We start from the raw sequence: 20,994 nt of genomic DNA on the forward strand, positions 1-20,994 counted from the left end.
TTGTTATTTAAAATTTATATCCTATTGATAGTCTCCAGTTTCTTGGTGCGTTGTAAATCCATGCATAAGAACCGTCATCAGATCTATAACCGCTATATAACTTTCTGTTTAAAGCATTATTCAGTAATAAATTAATATCGAATTTTTTAGCTACATAAGAGATTCCAAAATTGGTATCAAAATAATCTTCTAAGCTTTGGTTCAATTTGGCACCGGTTCCAAACCAGGACTGTCTTCCTCCCTGATACTGATAACCTGCAGAAATACCAAATCCTTTTAAGCTTCCATTTTCAAATCTGTAGCTTAACCAAGTATTCTGAACATTTTTTGCATTTCCAGGGGATTGCTGTCCAATTCTTTGAGTGTCACTATCTTTAGTTGTCTTTGCATCTGTATAAGCGTAGTTAACAATAATGTTTAATCCTCTTGCAATTTGTCCTTTTATATCAGCCTCAAATCCTCTTGCTCTTTGCTCTCCTGTTGCTACTGAAAATCCTTGATTTGGATGTGACATATCTGATGTGAAGATATTATTTCTTCTTATTTCATATAAAGCGAATGTTGAATTCCATTTTCCTCCGAACCAATCTTTCTTCACACCTACTTCTAAATTCTGACCTCTGAAAGGTGTTGTAAGAGGGATGCCTTTGCTAGGATCGGCATCAGAGTATTGTCGAGCTGATTGAGGAACAAAAGTTTTATCAAAGATTCCGTATACCGAGAAATCATCTTTGATTGAATAACTTACACCAACTCTTGGGGTGAACTCTCCGGCATTGTCCGGTTCAACCGGACCAAGATTAGGATAAGCTGAATAGGTAGTACCGCTTGTGTATCTTCCTGCTAAAGTAACACGAAGTTTATTATTAAACATTTCTATTTGATCCTGAGCGTAATAAGAAGTGTATTTTACTCCCTGGTCATTGTAGAAAGGTGCTGCAGTATTTAAAGAATAAAAGCCTGAAGGCGGTAAAGTTGACGGATCTACACCGTATTGTACGTTTTGAATGTTAATAGGATAAATTGCAGTTTCTTTACCATCTACTACTCTTGAATAAGCTGAAAAATCTGCATTGTACTTTCTGTTCCCGTAATCAAATCCGGCAATAACTTTATGGGTAATATTTCCTGTTTTTATGCTACCTCTAACATAGGTTTGGAATATATGATTTTTCCCAACAGCTTGCCAATTGCTAAGTGTTCTATTGAATATATTACTGTTTTGACTATCAAAAGTTCCCCACCAAGAACCTCCATCATAATTCATGTCCATATAAGCATACTGTGTGCTCCATATCCAGTCTTTAAATAGCTTTTGATCTAGACTTAAAAATAAACTTTGATCTTTGACCTCTGTTTCTTTGAAGTTTTTATCATTGAAATTAGTATGAACTCCTAAAGAAGCATATCCATCTTTGGACATCAGATAAGCCCCAGGTTGTGAAAATTTAAGAAACTGGTAATTATACTGGGCTGTAAAAGTAGTGGTTTTTGTTGGTCTGAAAGTAAGGGAGGGAGAAATAATAACTTTTTTTGTTTTATCATTTTCTACCCACGAACCATTGGTGCTTCCCATTAGGTTCAAACGATAATCCAGAACTCCATTTTTTACAAGAACCCCATCTAAATCAGCCTCACCTCTAAAGAGATTATAGCTACCTGTTGTGAATCTGGCACTGTTTGCAAATTTACCGGTTGGCTTTTTTGTTACGATGTTGTAAAAACCGGCAGGGTCACCCATGGATCCCATAAAACCAGCAGGTCCTTTCACAAATTCTATTCTATCAATAATAGATGCATCTGGATTGATTGGTCCCCAGGTTGAAGATACATTCATTCCGTTCATATAAGTAGCAATACTTGCTCCTCTCATAAAAACATTAGAATATACATTATCCCAATGCTCTACTTTTCTGGCGCCACTTACGTTTCTGACGATTCCTTCAGACATATTCAGAGTGATCTGATCTGCAAGGACCTGTGAACTTATTGACTGGACATTTTGTGGAAGTTCTAGAATAGGAGTTTGTACCCTTAATGATCCGGAAACTTCATTTAATTTATACTTTTGATAATATTTTCCGTTTACAATAACTTCTTCAATATCTTTAGATTTTGTAGAGTCTTTTTTCTGTGCAGGTGTCATTATTGCTGATAGTAAAACAGCTCCAATAATTGCTTTTTTCATTTATAGAATCCTTATGTGTGTGTTTAAATTTTTTTGTATAAAAGCTAGAATTTGTAAGTCACGCTTCCCATAATATTGGCTAAAGGTTGAGCATTGGCTGTTGTGAAGCCATTCCAATAACGTTCATTCGTGAAATTGTCCACTTTTACACCTATTCTGAACTTTTTAGTATCATAAAATGCATTAGCATTCATTACAAAGTATTTTGGAAGAATAAAAGTTCCCATGGAGGCTGAGTTTACGATTTTATTATCGCTAGCATAATTCCCACCTATACCGAACCCTAATCCTTTAAGATTTCCATCGACAAATTGATAACTTGCATTAAAGTTTACCAACCAAGGTGAAGATGCTGTTGCGGGTCTTTTTCCTGCGACGTCCTTATCTGCCTGAGTATACTTCATGTCATTATAACTTACTCCTGCCATTAATGAAAATCCTTTTATGAGATAAGCATTGGCTTCCAATTCTACACCTTGACTCGTTAAAGAGCCAGCCTGGTTTTGTACTGCTTGACCTAATGCTGTTACCTCGCCTGTATTCAATAGTGTATTATTTACTTTAATATTATAATAACTGAGGGTTGTATTAATTTTACCCCTTAGAAGGTTTGTTTTGAAACCACCCTCAAATTGGTTGGCTCTTTCAGGAGCAGAAAGTTGTATATTTCCTGCTTTATCTGATGTGTAATAACCATTACTAGTAAAAGAATTCTGATAATTTCCAAATACAGATATTTTTTCAGGGACTATCTGATAAACTACACCTAATTTTGGTGACCATGCAGATTGAGTGTAAGAATCAGCGAGATTTGGTCCTCTTTTCCCTCCTTCGAAACTACGACTTTCGTATCGTAAGCCAGCAAGAATGTTAAGTCCATGTATTGGTGTAAAAACATTAGATATGTAACCGCTATATATATTATCAATACCTGATGAAATATAGGTATTGTTTACTCCAAAATCATAATTTGGAAGATTTTGATAATACTTATAACGGTCTGCTACTGTTTGTCCATTCATATCCGAATAGTTTGCACGTTTAAACGGAACCCAATCGAAAACGCCAATCGATAAGAATGATTGATTGTCTTTTACTCTCATATAGTCAAACCCTGCAACAGTTCTATTTCTCATGTTTCCAATGTTAAAATCAAAATTAAAATTCTGTTGTACTTGGAAATATGTTTTTTTACTACCATTAGTAGATTGGTCAGCTCTTACAATTCCTAGTTCTGTATCTAATGGGTTTTCGCTTATTACAGATTTTGGTGCAAAATAAAAATAAGGATTAAAGCCGTTTGAGTAGGAGTATGATGTGCTTATATTTGTTGAAGATTTTATGTGCTTATTGATTTTATAATTGACTTGCCCGAAAAAATTTCTTGCTTTTGCAGTTGTTTTAAGCCCATTGCCTGCATAAGTTTGTTTGTAATCATATCCTAACCTTTCAAGTTGATTCATATTATCTGCACCTAATTGAGAACTTGGGAAATAAAAGAAAAATGCAGTCTCAGGATAAGCATCTGTTTCATACATTTCCAACTCTGCATTAATCTCTAAATTTTCTGTTGGACGATAGGTTAGAGATGGAGTGAATGCATAGAATGAATTTTTAGCATCTGTCCTCTGGAAAGTTCCTTGATTTGTGTAAGCCGTATTTAGTCTGAATAATAATTTTTTATCATTTGTTAGAGGGGCATTCACATCTGTTTGTACTCTATAATAATTATAACTTCCTCCTGCTAATGAAACTGAACCTCCAAAATTTTCAAAAGGTTTTTTTGTAACCCTATTGATTATTCCTCCATAAGAAGTAACATTGCTTCCAAATAAAGTTGCTGATGGACCTTTTAGAACTTCTACTTTTTCAATATTTATAGCGTCCATTGATGTTGTAATTGGAGCTACCAAGCCGTTTCTTAAAGAGCTTCCAGCAACAAAACCCCTCATGTTTACAAATATACCTCCATCTCCAGCTCTGTTTGTTGCACTCCACATTTTTTGAAGACCGGGTATATTTCTGAGAGCATCATCGACGTTGAACAATAACTGATTTTCTAAAACTCCTTTATCAATTGAGGAGTAAACCTGTGGATCTTCAATTGCTTTCAAAGACATCTTATTAGAATAATCACTGTCTTTCTTGATATAAGTGTTCATGATTACTTCATCAATACTTTTTGTATTGGTCGAATCTTTTTTCTGTGCGATAGTTAACATAGAACTTAATACAGAAGCACAGATGAGTACATTTTTCATGAAAGCAATTTTTTTGCAAATATATTGTTTTTAATTATTCTAAATAAATTATTGAGTTGATTTTTGTCATATAAATGTATTTGTGGGATAACAAAAAAGCCGCATCAAGAATACTTGATGCGGCTTTTTTAGGATATTAATTATTTCTTAAGCGGGGATTTCTCCTCTGTATAAGAAAGAAATAATTTCTTTATTCATTTTATCTACCATTTCGCTGAATAGGTGGAAAGACTCTTGTTTATAAATGACAAGCGGATCTTTTTGTTCGTAAACAGCTCCTTGAGAAGATCTTCTTAAATCATCCATTTCACGTAAGTGAAGTTTCCAGTTCTCATCGATGATGGATAGTGTAATATTCTTTTCAAAGTCATTGATCAGGCTGTCACACTGTGTTTCATAAGCCTCTTTCAAATCAGTGACAATAGTTAATGTTTTGTTACCATCAGAGAATGGAACCTGAATCATTTTGAACATTGAACCTTGGTTCTGATAAACATTCTCAATAATAGGGAATGATTTTTCTTTCAATAAGTTCAGCTTCATTTGATAATCTTCCTGAGCTGCTTTGAAAAGGATATTCGTTAAATCCTGAACAGATTTGTTACCGAAATCGCTTTCAGAAACAGGAGATCCCATCGTGAAGTTTTTGATTACTTCAAACTCAAAATCTTTAAAGCTTCCGTTTGCTTTGCCTTTAGCTGCAATAGAGTTGGAAACGTCGAAGATCATATTCGTAATATCATACTTCAGGTGGTCTCCGAACAGAGCGTTCTTTCTTCTTTTATAGATAACATCACGCTGTTTATTCATTACATCATCATACTCAAGAAGTCTCTTTCTGATTCCGAAGTTATTTTCTTCTACTTTTTTCTGAGCTCTTTCAATCGATTTGCTGATCATAGAATGCTGAATTACTTCACCATCTTTATGACCCATTCTATCCATCATTTTAGCAATTCTTTCAGAACCGAATAAACGCATCAGGTTATCTTCAAGAGATACATAGAACTGTGAACTTCCCGGATCTCCCTGACGTCCTGCTCTACCTCTCAGCTGTCTGTCAACACGTCTTGAGTCATGTCTCTCAGTACCGATAATAGCCAAACCTCCAGCTTCTTTTACTTCTTTCGAAAGCTTGATATCCGTACCACGACCTGCCATGTTGGTTGCAATAGTTACTACTCCAGGTTGTCCTGCTCCGGCAACAATCTCAGCTTCCTTCTTGTGAAGTTTAGCGTTCAATACCTGATGTGGAATTTTTCTTAATTGAAGTGCTTTTGAAAGCAATTGAGAGATTTCAACAGAAGTTGTTCCTACCAGAACAGGTCTTCTTGCTGCAGTTAACTTTTCAATTTCCTCAATAACTGCGTTATATTTTTCTCTGTTAGTTTTGAAAACTAAATCTTGTCTGTCGTGTCTTAAAATTGGACGGTTGGTTGGAATAACCACAACGTCTAATTTGTAGATTTCCCAAAGCTCACCTGCTTCCGTTTCAGCCGTACCGGTCATCCCTGCAAGCTTGTTGTACATACGGAAATAGTTCTGAAGCGTTACTGTTGCAAATGTTTGAGTAGCTGCTTCAATTTTTACATTTTCTTTAGCTTCGATAGCCTGGTGAAGACCGTCTGAATAACGACGTCCTTCCATAATACGTCCTGTCTGCTCGTCAACGATTTTTACCTCTCCATCAATAACGACATATTCATCATCTTTTTCAAATAACGTATATGCTTTCAATAGCTGGCTCATCGTGTGAACACGTTCAGATTTTTCAGCGAAATCGGAGAATAGTTTTTCTTTAGCCTCAAACTCGTCTTCTTTAGATAAGTTTTTAGCTTCCAATTCTGCAATTTCAGTCCCGATATCCGGAAGAACGAAGAAATTAGAGTCAGAGTTTCCTTGAGACATGTATTCTACTCCTTTGTCTGTAAGATCAACCTGATTATTTTTTTCTTCAATTACAAAATATAAGTCTTTATCTACGATCGGCATGTCACGGTTGTTGTCCTGCATGTATTGTCCTTCAACTTTCTGAAGTAATGCTCTGTTTCCGCTTTCCGATAAAAATTTAATTAATTGTCTGTTCTTAGGAAGGCCTCTGTAAGCCTGAAGAAGTTTAAAGCCTCCTTCTTTTGTGTTTCCTGAAGCGATTAATTTTTTAGCTTCGTTAAAAATAACTGAAACCGTTTTCTTTTGTACTTCAACGATTCTGTCAATCGATGGCTTCAGAACATCAAACTCCTGTCTGTCTCCCTGAGGAACCGGACCCGAAATAATCAATGGTGTTCTGGCATCATCTACTAATACAGAGTCAACCTCATCCACGATAGCAAAGTTTAATTCTCTTTGTACCAGTTCTGATGGTGAAGTCACCATATTATCTCTTAGATAATCGAAACCGAATTCATTGTTGGTTCCGTAAGTAATGTCTGAATTGTATGCTTTTCTTCTTCCGTCTGAGTTAGGCTGGTGGTTATCGATACAATCGATAGACATTCCGTGGAATTGATAAAGCGGCCCCATCCATGCGGAGTCCCTTTTAGCAAGGTAGTCATTTACGGTAACCACGTGTACCCCTCTTTCAGGAAGTGCATTTAAGTAAATAGGTAATGTTCCTACCAAAGTTTTACCTTCACCGGTTGCCATTTCGGCAATTTTACCACTGTGAAGGATAACCCCTCCGATAAACTGAACATCGTAATGGACCATATCCCAAACTACTGGAGTTCCGGCTGCGTCCCAAGAGTTTTTCCAAACTGCTGTATCCCCCTGAATTTCTACAAAATCTTTAGCAGCAGCAAGCTCTCTGTCCATTGGAGTAGCTGTTACGCGGATCTCTCCGTTTTCTGCCCATCTTCTTGCTGTTTCCTTGATCAATCCAAAGGCTTCAGGAAGAACCTGGAGAAGAACTTTCTCTTCGATTTCGTATGATTCTTTTTTAAGAGATTCAATTTTGGTGAAAAGAGCTTCTTTTTCGTCAACATTCGTTGAGTTTTTTATCTGCTCTTTTATTTGTTCTATCTGTGCTGTAATGGAATTTGTTGCTGATTTAATTTTATCTTTAAACTCAGCAGTTTTTTCTCTTAAACCGTCATCCGTTAATTGCTGAATAGTCGGTTCAACAGCTTTGATTTTTGTTACAACTTTTTTTACTTCTTTTAGGTCCTGCGCTTTCTTGTCTCCCAAAAACCCTTTAAGAACTTTGTTTAAAAAACTCATAAAAATTTTGATTTAGGCTCAAAACTTAAGCCTTGAGCATTTTAATTATTACACCTTAGCAGTGCTTATGATATATCCGAAAAAGCTTTAAACACAGCGTTTAAAGCTTTCTCAGTTTTTAATATTCGTCTTCGTTCCAAAGATAATCTTCATCTGTTGGGTAGTCACTCCAAATCTCATCGATGGCATCATAAATTTCTCCTTCATCTTCAATCGCCTGAAGATTTTCTACTACTTCCATAGGTGCACCAGTTCTGATTGCATAATCAATAAGCTCAGCCTTCGTCATTGGCCAAGGTGCGTCACTTAAATATGAAGCTAATTCTAATGTCCAGTACATAATTTTCTATTTTTTTTGCAAAAGTATAAAATTAGGTTATATAATAAACTTTTTTATACCTGATTTTCAATTCTTTTTATTAAATTTTGTTCATCACTTGTCAGAGTTTGTGTTCAAACTACTGTCAGTAACTTGTTTGATGTCATTTTCTCAAAAACCATTCCACAAATTTTTTTATGCCATTTTGGAAGTCTGTGACTGGTTTGTAGTCTATTAAAGTCTTGGCTTTTGTAATGTCTGCATTGGTTTTCAGGACATCGCCGGGTTGCATAGGCAGGATTTTTTTATTGGCAGATTTCCCCAGAGCTTTCTCAATTACGGCAAGCATTTCAGACAAGCTGACTACTTCACTCTCTCCCAAATTGAGCACTTCATATACGTCAGAATGGTTTTCAAGATAGCTGATAGACTTGGTTATACCATCAATAATATCGCTGATATACGTATAATCTCTTGCCGTAGTTCCATCACCGTAAAATGGAATTTCCTGGTCTTCTGAAATAAGCTTTACAAATTTATGTATAGCCAAATCAGGTCTCTGCCGTGGTCCGTATACCGTGAAAAATCTTAACTGAATCATATCAATATTGTAGAGCTGATGGTATACATGTCCGAGAATTTCTCCACATTTTTTGGTGGCTGCATACGGAGAAATAGGGTTGTCTACATTATCTGTTTCTGCAAAGGGTGTTTTTTCGTTATTTCCATAAACACTTGAGGAAGAAGCACAAACGAACTTTTTGACATTGAATTCTTTACAGAGCTCCCAAAGATTCATCGTACCACGAACGTTGACTTCTTCATACTCTAAAGGCCTTTCAATTGATGGTCGCACCCCTGCAAGTGCTGCAAGATGGATAACCAGATCAATCTGATGAGTTTTAAATATTTCTTCAAGGGTGTTTTTGTTGCGGATATCCTGATAATAAAGGATATAATTCTTTGATTTTGAAAGTGAAATCAATTTTTTGACGTCTTCTTCCTTACCCGAAAATTTGAAATCAGATGTATTTCCAATTGATTCCAGGGTATTTTTAATTTTTATTTGATAATCATAGAAATCATCAAAGTTGTCAATGTTTATGACAGAATGTCCATTTTCCAATAGTTGTTCTATCAAATGAGAACCAATGAATCCGCTTCCTCCAGTTACAAGATAAGTCATCTGTGTTTTTTTATTAGCACAAAAATATAAATTTACTTTTTGAAAATATAATCATTAAATTTACTTAAAAAAGAAATATAAACTATGCAGTTTCAAGGGCAAATTTTAAAGATGGTGAGTTATGATGCGAAACCTATTCAGTATTACCTTAATCTTTCCGCGGATTTGATTCATATGAATGAGTTGTTTGGAAAGGAATTAAGCATAAGGCATATTGGTTTCCAATGTGTACATTGTGGAGAAGATAAGCCTATTTATAGGATGGGATTTTGTAAAAGCTGTTTTTTTGAAAGTCCGTATGCAAGTGATACCATTATTCGTCCTGAGCTTTCTACAGCTCATCTGGGTGTTGCAGAACGTGATCTTGATGTTGAAAAAGAGATTCAGTTGCAGCCTCATACGGTCTACCTGGCTTATACGGGAGATGTAAAAGTTGGTGTGACAAGAAACACCCAGATTCCAACAAGATGGATTGATCAGGGGGCTACTTTTGCTTTACCTATAGCAAGAACCGAAAATCGTTATGAAGCAGGAATGATCGAGGTTGCCCTGAAAGAGCACCTTCCGGATAAAACCAACTGGAAAAAAATGCTTCAGGATGATTTTGAAGGAGAAATGGATTTGGCAGACTTTCAACAAAAAATCAAACAATACTTCCCGGAAGATTTCCAGCAGTTTTATAGCGAAGGGGAAGATTTGTGGAAATTTGATTATCCTTTTGAAAAACCTCAGAAAGTAACCTCTTTTACATTGGATAAAAAGCCCGAATTTACCGGAAGGCTGACGGGAATTAAAGGTCAGTATCTTAGTTTTGAAGGTGGAGACTTTATTAATGTAAGGGGACATGAAGGTTATGTGGTAGAGTTAAGTGTGAAAAATTAACCCTATCTTTAAAAATAATCATTCCAAATCACCAATATGAAAAAATGGGTTAAAAAGTTACTGATAAGTCTTGGGGTTTTGCTTGTAATTTTTTTACTGGCGAACTTTGGATTAAATATCTGGCTGAAAACCCAGCTTCCTAATTATATAAAAAAGAATACGGATTATAAAGTTTCCTATAAAGTACTGGATGTAGATCTGGGAAGTGGAAATATTTTGGCGACAGGAATTACTATAAATAATAAAAATCCACAAAATACCAATGTTATAGGTATCCAGGGAACTATTGATACATTAAAAATAAACCGGTTGGGGATTTATGATGCACTGTTTAATAAAACGATCAGCTCTTCGGACTTGTTATTGGGCAGCCCTAACCTTAATATAATTCTTGCTAAGCCGGTAGATCAGAAAACAGGGAAAAAAAGAAATCCTGTTGTATTCGAAAATATCAGAATCAATAATGGGAACATCAACATATTTAAGCATACCAAACAGAAATTTTTAGGAGTTAAAGACTTTAATCTCTTTGTTGAGAATCTTCAGATGACGGAAGAATCTGTTGAGAATAAGCTTCCTGTTGTTTTTGATAAATATGATATTAAAGGGAAGGAATTTTTCTTTCGTCCGGATAATGTGTATGCTTTAAAAATCAGTAAAATCAACACGGCAAACGGGCAGATGCTTGTCGAGGATTTTAAGCTCATTCCTTTGCTGACTTTTGACCAGTTTAAAAGATTCTATCCTAAAAAGAATAAGCTTTTCCAGTTTGATATCCGGAAAATGGAGTTTAAAGATGTGGTTTTAAAGAACAATAAAATTTCACTTGCCAATGCCAGTTTTCAGGATCCCGTTCTCACGGTTTACACTACCAATGCGGTGGTGAAAAAATCTGATAAGCCGATGAATTATGAAGTTAATCTGGATGATATCAGATTAAATAATGGAGTAGTACAGATTATCAAGCCGGATGGGAATAAGCTTTTATATGCTCAAAGTTTAAATCTGGATATTAATGCATTGGCTTTCAATAAAGAGTCGTCTGAAAATATGATCCCTGTTAATTACAAAAACTTTAATTTTTCAGGAAAGAATATCCATTATACAGGAACTCAAAATATCGTAGCGGAAAGTGTTGCTTTAAATCCTAAAAGTGGAGAAATACAGAATATTACCGCTTTGCCTACAGGCTCAAAAACTTCAATGGACTTTAAAGCCAATCATATTGCTTTTAATATCAATCAATGGGACTTTATTGATAAGAAGCTGAATCTCGATATTAAAGATATTCTTGTAGATGGTGTGAATGGTACTATCAAAGCTCGTGAAGGAACCCAGAAGAAGAAAGCTGAATTAAAAGGAATACATTTTCCTCTTGTTATAAGAAAAGTAATTGTAAAAAACTCAAATCTTATCTATGATAAAGGAGATGAGCCGTTGACTTTTAATGATCTCAATGCCAATATAAATGATGTGGAGCTTAAGTCAAAACCTAATAATGATGGACTCGCCGTTACCGTAAAGGATTATACGCTCTCCACCAGGAATTTTGCCTATAAAACAAAGTTCTATAATATGAGTGTTGGACTTCTGAAAGTAGGGAAGAATAAAATCCAGGTTAACAATTTTGCTATGAAGCCTCTCATTTCGAGAGCTCAGTTTATCAAAATGATACCCGTTGAACGGGATTTGTATGATCTCAAAGTAGGTCAGATCACGGCAGATGGCAATTGGGATTTGTTTTCAAATAATAAGTTCATTAATGCCTCTCACGTAGTTATTCAATCTGCGGATGCTAATATTTTCAGAAGTAAAATTCCGAAAGATGATCCGAAGGAAAAGCCTTTATATTCTAAGTTGCTCCGGTCTATCAAGATTCCAATGTATATTAATACGCTGGATTTAAAAAATTCTGTCCTGGTGTATGAAGAAGATACTCCGGAAAGTTTAGGTCCCGGAAAATTAACATTCAGCCAGTTTAATATGAATGTGAAAAACCTGAACTCAGCAAAATTTAAAGGAAAACCTACCCAGGTCGATATCAAAATAAATTGTTCTTTTATGAATATGGCTCCCTTATCTGTCAATTGGAAATTTGATGTAGCCAATCAGCATGACCTTTTCACAATTTCAGGTAAGACGGTAAATCTTCCTGCTCAGGGAATTAATCCTTTTATTCGTCCTTATCTTCATATAACAGCCACCGGAACTATTCAGGAAATGCTTTTTAACTTTAAAGGAAGTCCAACAGGACTGGGCGGATCTTTTAACCTTAAGCATAAGGATTTGAAGATTGCAATTTTGAATAAGGAGAATAAAAAGAAGAAGGGGCTTTTAACTGCTGTTGCCAATTTATTTATAAAATCAGATTCCGGCCAATTTCCCGAATCGGTTACTGTGGAGAATGTGGAGAGAGATCCTACTAAATCATTCTTTAATCTATTCTGGAAGGGAATTCAGGAAGGCCTAAAGAAGACGCTGATCGGAGTAAATGTAGATAAAACGGAAAAGGCCGTTAAGAAAACAGTTTCTGCTGTTAAGGATGTGAAGAAAACTATTAAGGATATTAAAGAAACAAAGCAGAGTAACAAAGCAGCACAACCTAAAGCTCCACAGGAAGAAGAAAAGAAAAAAGGTTTTCTGAAAAATATATTTAAGAAAAAAGAAAACCCCGAAGCTCAATAGTTCCGGGGTTATTTATGTTTAGAAATTAAATTCATCGCTTTCCTGAACGGGAATGTTTCTTAAGAATTCATCAAATTTTTCACCGGGATAATTGCTGTCTGCTCCATAAGAGTCTATAATCATGCCGATATTGCCAGCAGTATCTTTTAATACATATAATACAGCATTGTCATCGGGATTGCTATCTCCCTCAAAGCGGTATGTTTTTAAGATCGTTAAATCCGAAGGCTGATAGTTTTTGTCTGAATTTTCAAACTTCATTTCGCAAGACTCATTCATTCTGAATTCCCTATGAATCCCTCTTTGTGACAAGGTTTCCATAACCTGGCTTAATGTTGTCATTCTGTCGATGTTTTCTGAATTTTCCATAATAATACTTTTTGTGATTAGTACAATAATTAAACCATTATACCGACGAATTTTTAAAGGAAATAAAATATGCCTTCCTTCAAAATAATTTCTAATGTTAACAAAATTTATAATTCATGGAAACGGGAAAGGTACATTTTTTGCAATAGACAAATTAATAAATCGAACAAAATATGAAAAAGGAAGTTGGAGTATTACTGGCAGGAGGAGTTGGTCTTTTGGCAGTTTTAGGTTTCTTAGGACTAAAAAAGATTTTAACTAAAAAAGATAAAAAATATAGTGATTATTATTCAGATTATCACAGACACTTTGATGGGAAAGATCATGATGAAGAATATCATGGTGTCGAATTTTATGCGTTGAAGTAGTAAAAAAATATATCTAATTATGTTTAAATCCGACACTTTTTAAGTGTTGGATTTTTTTGTGGAAAACTTTAGTGTTAAAACTCATTACTTTTAAAACATTCTCTTCTAATTTTACATGTGAAATGCAAAACGAAAACATCATAAAAGGTCAGGGCGCTCAACGAAATGTGGTAAACCGTTTCGAGAGGTATACCTTTGAGCCTGATGATGAAGATTTCGAAACGGTGAAAACTTCTTTTACCGAAGTGTTTCCTAAAACCATCGTTAATCAGGTAAAGAGTGAAGACCTTCCCATGGAATATTCTATGAACCCCTATCAGGGTTGTGAGCATGGTTGTGCCTATTGTTTTGCAAGACCTACTCATGAATATTGGGGGTACAGTGCCGGTATTGATTTCGAAAGAAAAATCATGGTGAAAAAAAATGCACCTGAATTACTGGAAAAGTTTTTTCAAAAAAGAGGGTATCAGCCGGCTCCGATATTGCTTTCTGGAAATACAGACTGTTATCAACCCGCTGAAAGACATTTTGAAATTACCAGAAAGCTTCTGCAGGTTTGCCTTGATTACAGGCATCCGGTTAATGTTTTAACGAAAAATGCTATGGTTTTAAGGGATCTGGATATCCTGCAGCCAATGGCTGAGCAGAGTCTGGTTTCCGTTTCCTTGAGTATTCCGACGATTAATGAAGATCTGCGAAGAAAAATGGAGCCAAGGACCAGTTCTGCAAAAAATAAATTGAAGGCAATAGAAATTCTTTCTGAACACAAGATTCCTGTGAATGTGATGGTTGCGCCAATTATTCCAGGATTGAATAGTGATGAGCCACTGGGGATTCTAAAGGTTATTTCTGAAGCCGGAGCTCAAAGTTTTGGGTACACCTTGGTAAGGCTGAATGATGCTGTAGAGCCGGTTTTTGTTCAATGGATTGAAAGCAGTTTTCCTGACAGAGCTCAAAAGGTTTTAAATTTGATTCGTTCTATGCGGGGTGGTAAACTGGGAGAAAAAAGATATTTTGAAAGGCAAAAAGGAGATGGTAATATCGCAGAAATGATTCATAATACGTTTAAAATAGGAAGGAAGAAATTTTTTGAAGGCAAAGAATTTCCAAAGCTTTCTACTAAGAATTTTACTGGAGCTAAAGATCAACAATTAAGATTGTTCGATTGATTTAACTACTCTTATCAGCAAAGTCTACGAGAAAATGGGAGCATTCGAGATTAAATAAAAAAATAAAAACCGTTCCAAAAAGGAACGGTTTTCTTATTAATGTTTTGAATTTCAATTACATTGAATCATCCGGACATTTGAAGTCATTGCTGCATGCTGCACAGATTACTGTTCCATTGCAATAATACATACAAAATTCAGGTTCAGGGAGTTTAACTCCTCCTGCTCCGGAAATACCTTTTAATTGGTCTTTGCTTAGTTTTTTTAAGTTTTCCATACTAGTTTAATTAAAAATTTGACACTAAAGTAAAGATATAATTAAAATTTATAATTTAAAACAAATTTTATGGAAATTATTTTTTGATTAATCCCAGCTCAATAAGCCTTTCATGTAAGAATTCTCCTGCAGTGGTGTCTTCATACAATTTCGGATTATTTTCGTCGATACAATTTTCAAGACAATTTAAAGACATTCCGCTTACAGGATGCATAAAGAAAGGAATAGAGTATCTTGAAGTTCCCCATAGTTCTCTTGGTGGATTAACAACTCTGTGGATGGTAGATTTTAACTTATTATTGGTGTGTCTGGAAAGCATATCTCCGACATTGATCATCAATTCATCCTGTTCTGCAATAGCATCTATCCATTCGCCATTGTGATTCTGCACCTGGAGGCCTTTTCCCTGAGATCCCATTAAAAGAGTGATGAGGTTGATGTCCCCATGAGCGGCAGCTCTTACAGCATCATCCGGTTCCTGAGTAATAGGTGGATAATGAATAGGTCTTAAAATAGAGTTTCCTTCTGCTATTTTATCGTCAAAATAAAACTCATCAAGCCCAAGATATAATGCTAAAGCTCTTAATACATATTTTCCTGTTTTTTCCAACATCTGGTAAGTTTCTTTTCCTACCGTGTTGAATTCCGGAAGTTCATCAACAATAACATTGTCAGGATACTCTGTTTTGTACTTTGAGTCATCAGACACATATTGTCCGAAATGCCAAAATTCTTTTAAGTCTCCTTTTTTGAAGCCTTTTGCAGTTTCTTTACCGAAGCCTACATAGCCTCTCTGTCCCCCAATTCCTGGAATCTCATACTTCTGTTTGGTTTCCGTTGGGAGTTCAAAAAAGTTTTTCACCTCACCATACAAATCATCCACTAATTTGTCATCAAGAAAATGGCCTTTTAGGGCTACAAAACCAATTTCTTCATAAGCTTTTCCGATTTCATTTACAAATTTCTGTTTGCGTTCCGGGTTGTCCGAAAGGAAATCACGCAGGTCTACACTAGGTATTTTATCCATTTTTAGAAATTTAACGTGGCGCTAAATTACGTCTTTTTTGGATTAAATTTTTTTACAATTAAGTATTTATAAACTACATTTGCTGTATGAAAAAATATTCTTCTAAGAGAAGCATTCAGATACTAGCGAATCTTCTCCAGCAGTACGGGATTTCAGACGTTGTTATTTCTCCGGGATCGAGAAATGCTCCACTTGCAATTCATTTTTCAGAAATAGATCATTTTAACTGTTTTAGTATTGTTGACGAAAGAAGTGCAGCCTTTGTTGCGCTGGGAATGGCAAAAAGTGAAAAAAAGCCTGTAGCCATTACCTGTACAAGCGGTTCTGCAACGGTTAACTATTATCCGGCTGTAACAGAAGCTTTTTATCAGAATGTTCCCCTTTTGATATTAACGGCCGATAGACCAACGGATTATGTTGATATTTTTGATGGACAGACCATCCGCCAGAATGCAATATTTCATCAGCATTCTTATGGCGATTTTCAGCTCTTAGAAGATAGTAAAGAAAATGCAGAGGATTTCAATTTTGAAACGATAAAAAAAGCAATCGAACTTTGTTTTGAAAAACAAGGACCGGTTCATATTAATATTCCTTTGGAAGAACCTTTATATGATTTGGTTTCCGAGCTTCCTACTTTTCCAACGGTTGAAAAAACCATTAAGAAAAGAGAATATGAAATTCCTTCCAACCTGGTTGCAGACTGGAATACTTCCCAGCGCATTATGATTCTGGTAGGAACAAAAGATCATAGCCCGGAACTCGAGAATCAGCTTTCCCAACTGGTGAAGAATCATTCTGTAGTCGTTTTAAGCGAAGCGAATTCTAATTTATATCATGAAAAATTCTTCAGGTTTATAGACCGTTATATCTTCAACTTCACGGATGAAGATTATAAAAAATATGCCCCGGATTTGTTAATCACGGTGGGTCAAAATGTTGTTTCTAAAAAAGTAAAACAGTTTTTAAGAAAGGCACGTCCCAAGCAACACTGGCATCTCGATGAAGTTTGGCAGCCAGATACGTATTTCTCACTGACAGAAAAGATAGAAGTAAAACCGGAACTGTTCTTTTCAAAATTATTAAAGTTTATCAATCTTGAGCCGAGACCCTATTTCAATTTATGGGACGTTTTGAGAGACAAGAAGGATGCTAAACATGAAAAGTTTCTGAATATGGTCGAGTTCTCAGACTTCTATTTCTTTAATAAAGCGTCACAGACCATACCGGAAAATTATAATATCCATTTCAGCAATAGTTCAGCAATCAGATATGCACAGCTGTTTGATTTTGGAAAAAGAAAGATGTATTGTAACAGAGGAACAAGCGGAATTGACGGTTCAACGTCTGCCGCAATGGGATTTGCGATTAAAAGTCCTAATCCTACTTTGTTGATTACAGGAGATTTAAGTTTTTTCTATGACATCAATGGCCTTTGGAATCAATACATTCCTCCTTTTGTAAGGATTATTATTTTCAACAATGGAGAAGGAAATATTTTTAAAATTATTCCGGGTCCGGGCAATGCCAATCCAAATACACTGGACGAATTTATTGCAACAAAGCACCATAAAAATGCAGAGCACCTTGCCAAACATTTTGGATTCTCTTATACGAAGGTAGAAGATGACAGAACGTTAGACCGGGTTCTTGATAATTTTTTCAAGCCGGATAATCAGCCTAAAGTATTGGAAATTAATACTCATGGAACCAATAGTGCGGATGTTCTGAAAGGCTATTTCGAATTTATGAAAGAAAGCTAAATTAAGACAGAACGACCAAATTAAATACAAATAAAACCCCATAAGTTAAAAGCCTATGGGGTTTATAGTATTTTTAGTAAAGTTCGATATGGTTGATTTCCAGGGATCTATATTAAATATCCAGATACTCATCATTCCCTGGCAGATTGTTAATTCTGTCAATAGGATAAATGAACATATCATCGAAGTCATTCAAGGCATTAATCAATTGGAAATGTGAAAATTGCTTGATGTTTTGTAATGTGATTTCCTGTTCTTTAATTTTCTTTTTCTTTAAAAGGTTTTGTCTTTGGACTCCATTTAAAAGATAGGTGGATGGCGTAAACCATTCTTTGCCTTTCAGAAATAAAATATTGGAAAATGAAGTGTCGGTAATATGATTGTTTTTAACGATGATGATTTCTTCAGCTTTAGATTTCATCTTCATTTTTTCCAACTCCTTACGGTCTTCAAATTTAAAGGAATAATCAAAAGTATTGTTTTCGATCAACCGAAAGTCTTGTATTTCCGGAATAGCATAAGGAATCATCTGTGTTCTGAATTTTTTATCCAGATCGTAAACAACTCTTAGCTTGAAAAGGCCGTCTTCATCGTGATGTAGATTTTTAAAGATTTTTGAGAGGTCAATAGATCCCTCCTTGCCAAAGTGAGCAAATGTCTGGTTGACACGTTTTTGATGAAGGTCTAACAGGAAAACTTCCTGATCCTCGACTTTTATACTTTCAATAAATTGGGACATAAATTTTGTTTTTCATTTCCTGATACTCATCTTCTAATTGGCTCATATGGGTGATACCGCCACCACTTTTAAAATATAAAGTATCTTTTTCTTTCTCAATAAAACGGATCATTACACAGCTATCTACATTCTTACCGTCAAACCACCCGCAAACTCCTGTATAGTATCCTCTATCATAACCTTCTGCATCCAGGATGATCTCCAGCGTCTTGGGCTTGGGTGCTCCTAAGATCGATCCTGCCGGAAGTAATTTTTTCATAATAGTACCTACCCTGCCGGTAAACTCAGGCTTTATATTTCCTGTAATCTCAGAACTCATTGCATACAGGTTTTTTTGCTGTGTCCTGATAAGATCAATATGTTGAAATTTATCGACCTTCACATGATCTGCAACGATACTTAGATCGTTGCGCAATAGGTCTACCACCGTATAATGTTCTGCTTTTTCTTTTTTATCATTCCTCAGGGTTTCTTCAGCATTTTCCACAGATGCATCTATAGTTCCTTTCATAGGATAGGTAAAAATTTTGTCATCAATAATCTTTACAAAAGTTTCAGGAGAAAAAAATACGAAAAAATCTTTATAAAACACCTTATATTTCGCAGTTGAGTGATGAAATATTTCTTCTAAGGTTAAATTGGTCTCTATTTTAGTTTTCCGGGTATAATTAACCAGATAAGAATTTCCTAAATGAATATTTTTCTGAACTTTGTCAAATCCTTTTTTAAAGCTTTCGAGAGATTCAGGATATGATTTCCATACTGTTTTTTTATGTAATTTATTGTTGTTTTTTAAGGTTGAAAATGATTGGAAATCAATTAATAAGCCTGAATTTTCAATTTCATTCTCCCGGTATATCTCAACCTTATTGCATAGGAAGTCGATGATGAAGAAATAGGGAGTTTTCTGGAGAGAAAGCTCATCCATTTCCATAAATTTTTGATGATTCACTGAAAACATTCGACAAAAGTACTTATTGATGTTTACTTTTGCACAAAATATTTTTACATGCAGAACAAATATCCTCAGAAACCGGGAATTGATTTTATACTGAAGCAGGCTTTTTTCTATTGGAACAAAACATTGATATTCCAACTGATGTTTTCCATTATTTACTTTGCAGTATTTTTTACGGGAATGTTTTTTTTCGCTTCCCGCTTTGGAATTTGGGAACAGAACCAGGAATTGGCTGAAGCTTTTAAGCTGGGGACACAGGCTTATATGGAAAAAGTAGCAGCCATAAGCGCTACGAAAGATTACCAAAATTTCAGTTATGCACTTCTGGCGGTAATTGTTTTTCTGTATCCTTTGAATTTAGGATTTTTTCAAATTTTCAGGAAAATGGATTTAAAGGAGAAAATAGAATTGGGAGATCTGTTTGTCGGTTATAACGGATTAAATTTCTTCAAATACATCAGCTATTTTTTATTCTGGTTTTTTGTGTATTTATTGACGGCACAAACAATTATTTTGGGTATCGTATGGGTTTTTGTAACCATTTTTGTAGCTCCGCTCATGTTTTTTACAGATAAAAGGATCTTTGAGGCAATCACTTTAAACTTTAAAGCCTTGAGAATGTATTTTGTTGAAATCATGGTGTGTGTGATTGTGGCTTTTCTTTTCAAATATATTGGATTTGCATTATTTCTTATAGGTGGATTATTTACTTTTCCTTTTTGGAATGCAATGATCTATTCACTATATAAAGTTGTTTTTTCAGAAAAAAATTAAATATTACCATTGTTTAATGCTTTTTTTATCAAAAAAAATTAAATTTGATAAAACATTAAAAAATTTAAACAATGTCTGAATTTGACGAATTTGATCAGCAGGGTTCCGTTCCCAATAGGGATACAGGCTCTATTATTTCGCATGCTTTCGAAATGTACAAAGGAGTTTTCCTTTATGCCGTTGTTGCAATGATTGTATATATTATTGGTGGGCTTATTATTCAGTCTATCAGTGGTTTTAACTCTACGGCCGTCATGGAAGAGATGAGGGATTCAGGGGGTGATTTTTCCAGCTTCAGCTATTGGAATGCACCAGGTTTTTCTTTATACCTTACTCTGTCAGGACTTTTAGGAATTCTTCTTGCTCCTCTGTATGTAGGATTGATTTACATTGTTAATAAATACAATACAAAGAATGCAATCGAGTTTTCCGATTTGTTTATCGGGTACCGTCAGAATTTTGTTAACATATTGATCTATAGTATTATTTCAGGGCTGATTTCCAGTGTTGCATTGTCCATCTGTTTCTTCCCTTTCTTTTTTGTATATCCTTTATTACTATTAGGATACCCTATATTGTTGTTCGAAAATGCTTCTGCAACCGAAGCGCTTGGAAAATCTTTCAATATAGCAAAAGAAAACTACGGAACCTTTCTTGGAACGACTATTGTAGGTCTCTTGATCTCAGTAGCAGGTATTGTCCTTTGCGGGATAGGCATTATTCTTACGTTGCCTTTCATTATGGTGGTTATGTATTCCGCTTATTGTGCTTTCCTGGGAAAACCAAGACAAATAGTATTTAAATAATAAT

The 20,994-nt window shown here is 35.1% G+C and carries 17 protein-coding genes; 7 read left to right on the plus strand and 10 right to left on the minus strand.

What is annotated here, in order from left to right; translation table 11 throughout:
* Window positions 1-7: 7 nt before the first annotated feature.
* The 5 genes from CJF12_RS14755 to CJF12_RS14775 all read right to left on the minus strand — a co-directional run bounded on the left by CJF12_RS14755 (window position 8) and on the right by CJF12_RS14775 (window position 9,173).
* A complete protein-coding gene (locus tag CJF12_RS14755) occupies window positions 8-2,188 on the minus strand; it encodes a TonB-dependent siderophore receptor (protein WP_034681370.1) in 2,181 nt (726 codons plus the stop codon).
* Between the two features lie 44 nt (window positions 2,189-2,232).
* Window positions 2,233-4,449: a TonB-dependent siderophore receptor gene (locus tag CJF12_RS14760; RefSeq protein WP_034681372.1), complete on the minus strand. Its 2,217-nt coding sequence runs from the start codon at window positions 4,447-4,449 to the stop codon at window positions 2,233-2,235.
* Window positions 4,450-4,596: 147 nt separating this feature from the next.
* Window positions 4,597-7,668: a preprotein translocase subunit SecA gene (gene secA, locus CJF12_RS14765; protein ID WP_034681374.1), complete on the minus strand. Its 3,072-nt coding sequence runs from the start codon at window positions 7,666-7,668 to the stop codon at window positions 4,597-4,599.
* Window positions 7,669-7,786: 118 nt separating this feature from the next.
* Window positions 7,787-8,008 carry a DUF2795 domain-containing protein gene (locus CJF12_RS14770; protein WP_027382805.1) on the minus strand — a complete coding sequence of 74 codons (222 nt, stop codon included), beginning with the start codon at window positions 8,006-8,008 and terminating at the stop codon, window positions 7,787-7,789.
* A 142-nt stretch (window positions 8,009-8,150) separates the two neighbouring features.
* Window positions 8,151-9,173 carry a GDP-mannose 4,6-dehydratase gene (locus CJF12_RS14775; protein ID WP_034681377.1) on the minus strand — a complete coding sequence of 341 codons (1,023 nt, stop codon included), beginning with the start codon at window positions 9,171-9,173 and terminating at the stop codon, window positions 8,151-8,153.
* 84 nt (window positions 9,174-9,257) lie between these two features.
* Between CJF12_RS14775 and CJF12_RS14780 the strand changes: the two genes are divergently transcribed.
* Both CJF12_RS14780 and CJF12_RS14785 read left to right on the plus strand, forming a co-directional pair.
* Window positions 9,258-10,055, plus strand: a complete 798-nt coding sequence (locus CJF12_RS14780; RefSeq protein ID WP_034681379.1) for a DUF2797 domain-containing protein — start codon at window positions 9,258-9,260, stop codon at window positions 10,053-10,055.
* 36 nt (window positions 10,056-10,091) lie between these two features.
* Complete coding sequence (locus CJF12_RS14785) at window positions 10,092-12,740, plus strand: hypothetical protein (protein WP_034681382.1); 2,649 nt, start codon at window positions 10,092-10,094, stop codon at window positions 12,738-12,740.
* 18 nt (window positions 12,741-12,758) lie between these two features.
* Here the strand turns inward: CJF12_RS14785 and CJF12_RS14790 are convergent, their stop codons facing one another.
* Window positions 12,759-13,109: a hypothetical protein gene (locus CJF12_RS14790; protein ID WP_034681383.1), complete on the minus strand. Its 351-nt coding sequence runs from the start codon at window positions 13,107-13,109 to the stop codon at window positions 12,759-12,761.
* 173 nt (window positions 13,110-13,282) lie between these two features.
* Between CJF12_RS14790 and CJF12_RS14795 the strand changes: the two genes are divergently transcribed.
* Together CJF12_RS14795 and CJF12_RS14800 are read left to right on the plus strand one after the other, a co-directional pair.
* Window positions 13,283-13,477 carry a hypothetical protein gene (locus CJF12_RS14795; RefSeq protein ID WP_034681384.1) on the plus strand — a complete coding sequence of 65 codons (195 nt, stop codon included), beginning with the start codon at window positions 13,283-13,285 and terminating at the stop codon, window positions 13,475-13,477.
* Window positions 13,478-13,599: 122 nt separating this feature from the next.
* Window positions 13,600-14,646, plus strand: coding sequence for a PA0069 family radical SAM protein (locus CJF12_RS14800; protein WP_034681385.1), 1,047 nt, complete (start codon window positions 13,600-13,602; stop codon window positions 14,644-14,646).
* Between the two features lie 115 nt (window positions 14,647-14,761).
* Here the strand turns inward: CJF12_RS14800 and CJF12_RS20040 are convergent, their stop codons facing one another.
* Together CJF12_RS20040 and CJF12_RS14805 are read right to left on the minus strand one after the other, a co-directional pair.
* A complete protein-coding gene (locus CJF12_RS20040) occupies window positions 14,762-14,923 on the minus strand; it encodes a bacteriocin-like protein (RefSeq protein WP_165569109.1) in 162 nt (53 codons plus the stop codon).
* Between the two features lie 76 nt (window positions 14,924-14,999).
* Window positions 15,000-15,950 (minus strand): isopenicillin N synthase family dioxygenase, encoded by a 951-nt coding sequence (locus CJF12_RS14805; RefSeq protein WP_034681387.1) that lies wholly within the window; start codon window positions 15,948-15,950, stop codon window positions 15,000-15,002.
* Window positions 15,951-16,036: 86 nt separating this feature from the next.
* Here CJF12_RS14805 and menD point away from each other — a divergent pair, with 86 nt between their 5' ends.
* Window positions 16,037-17,713 (plus strand): 2-succinyl-5-enolpyruvyl-6-hydroxy-3-cyclohexene-1-carboxylic-acid synthase, encoded by a 1,677-nt coding sequence (menD, locus tag CJF12_RS14810; RefSeq protein WP_034681389.1) that lies wholly within the window; start codon window positions 16,037-16,039, stop codon window positions 17,711-17,713.
* Between the two features lie 112 nt (window positions 17,714-17,825).
* Here the strand turns inward: menD and CJF12_RS14815 are convergent, their stop codons facing one another.
* Window positions 17,826-18,452, minus strand: a complete 627-nt coding sequence (locus CJF12_RS14815; protein ID WP_034681391.1) for an aminotransferase class IV — start codon at window positions 18,450-18,452, stop codon at window positions 17,826-17,828.
* Entirely contained in the window at window positions 18,436-19,413 is a 978-nt protein-coding gene (locus tag CJF12_RS14820; protein ID WP_034681392.1) for an aminodeoxychorismate synthase component I, read from the minus strand. The genes CJF12_RS14815 and CJF12_RS14820 overlap by 17 nt, the downstream gene beginning before the upstream one ends.
* A gap of 48 nt (window positions 19,414-19,461) precedes the next feature.
* On the opposite strand from CJF12_RS14820, the gene CJF12_RS14825 reads away from it, so the two are divergent.
* Together CJF12_RS14825 and CJF12_RS14830 are read left to right on the plus strand one after the other, a co-directional pair.
* Entirely contained in the window at window positions 19,462-20,184 is a 723-nt protein-coding gene (locus CJF12_RS14825) for a hypothetical protein (protein WP_034681394.1), read from the plus strand.
* Between the two features lie 71 nt (window positions 20,185-20,255).
* Window positions 20,256-20,990 (plus strand): hypothetical protein, encoded by a 735-nt coding sequence (locus CJF12_RS14830; protein WP_034681396.1) that lies wholly within the window; start codon window positions 20,256-20,258, stop codon window positions 20,988-20,990.
* The last annotated feature ends 4 nt before the right edge of the window (window positions 20,991-20,994 follow it).

This window comes from Chryseobacterium piperi, assembly GCF_002285635.2.
Taxonomy (GTDB): domain Bacteria; phylum Bacteroidota; class Bacteroidia; order Flavobacteriales; family Weeksellaceae; genus Chryseobacterium; species Chryseobacterium piperi.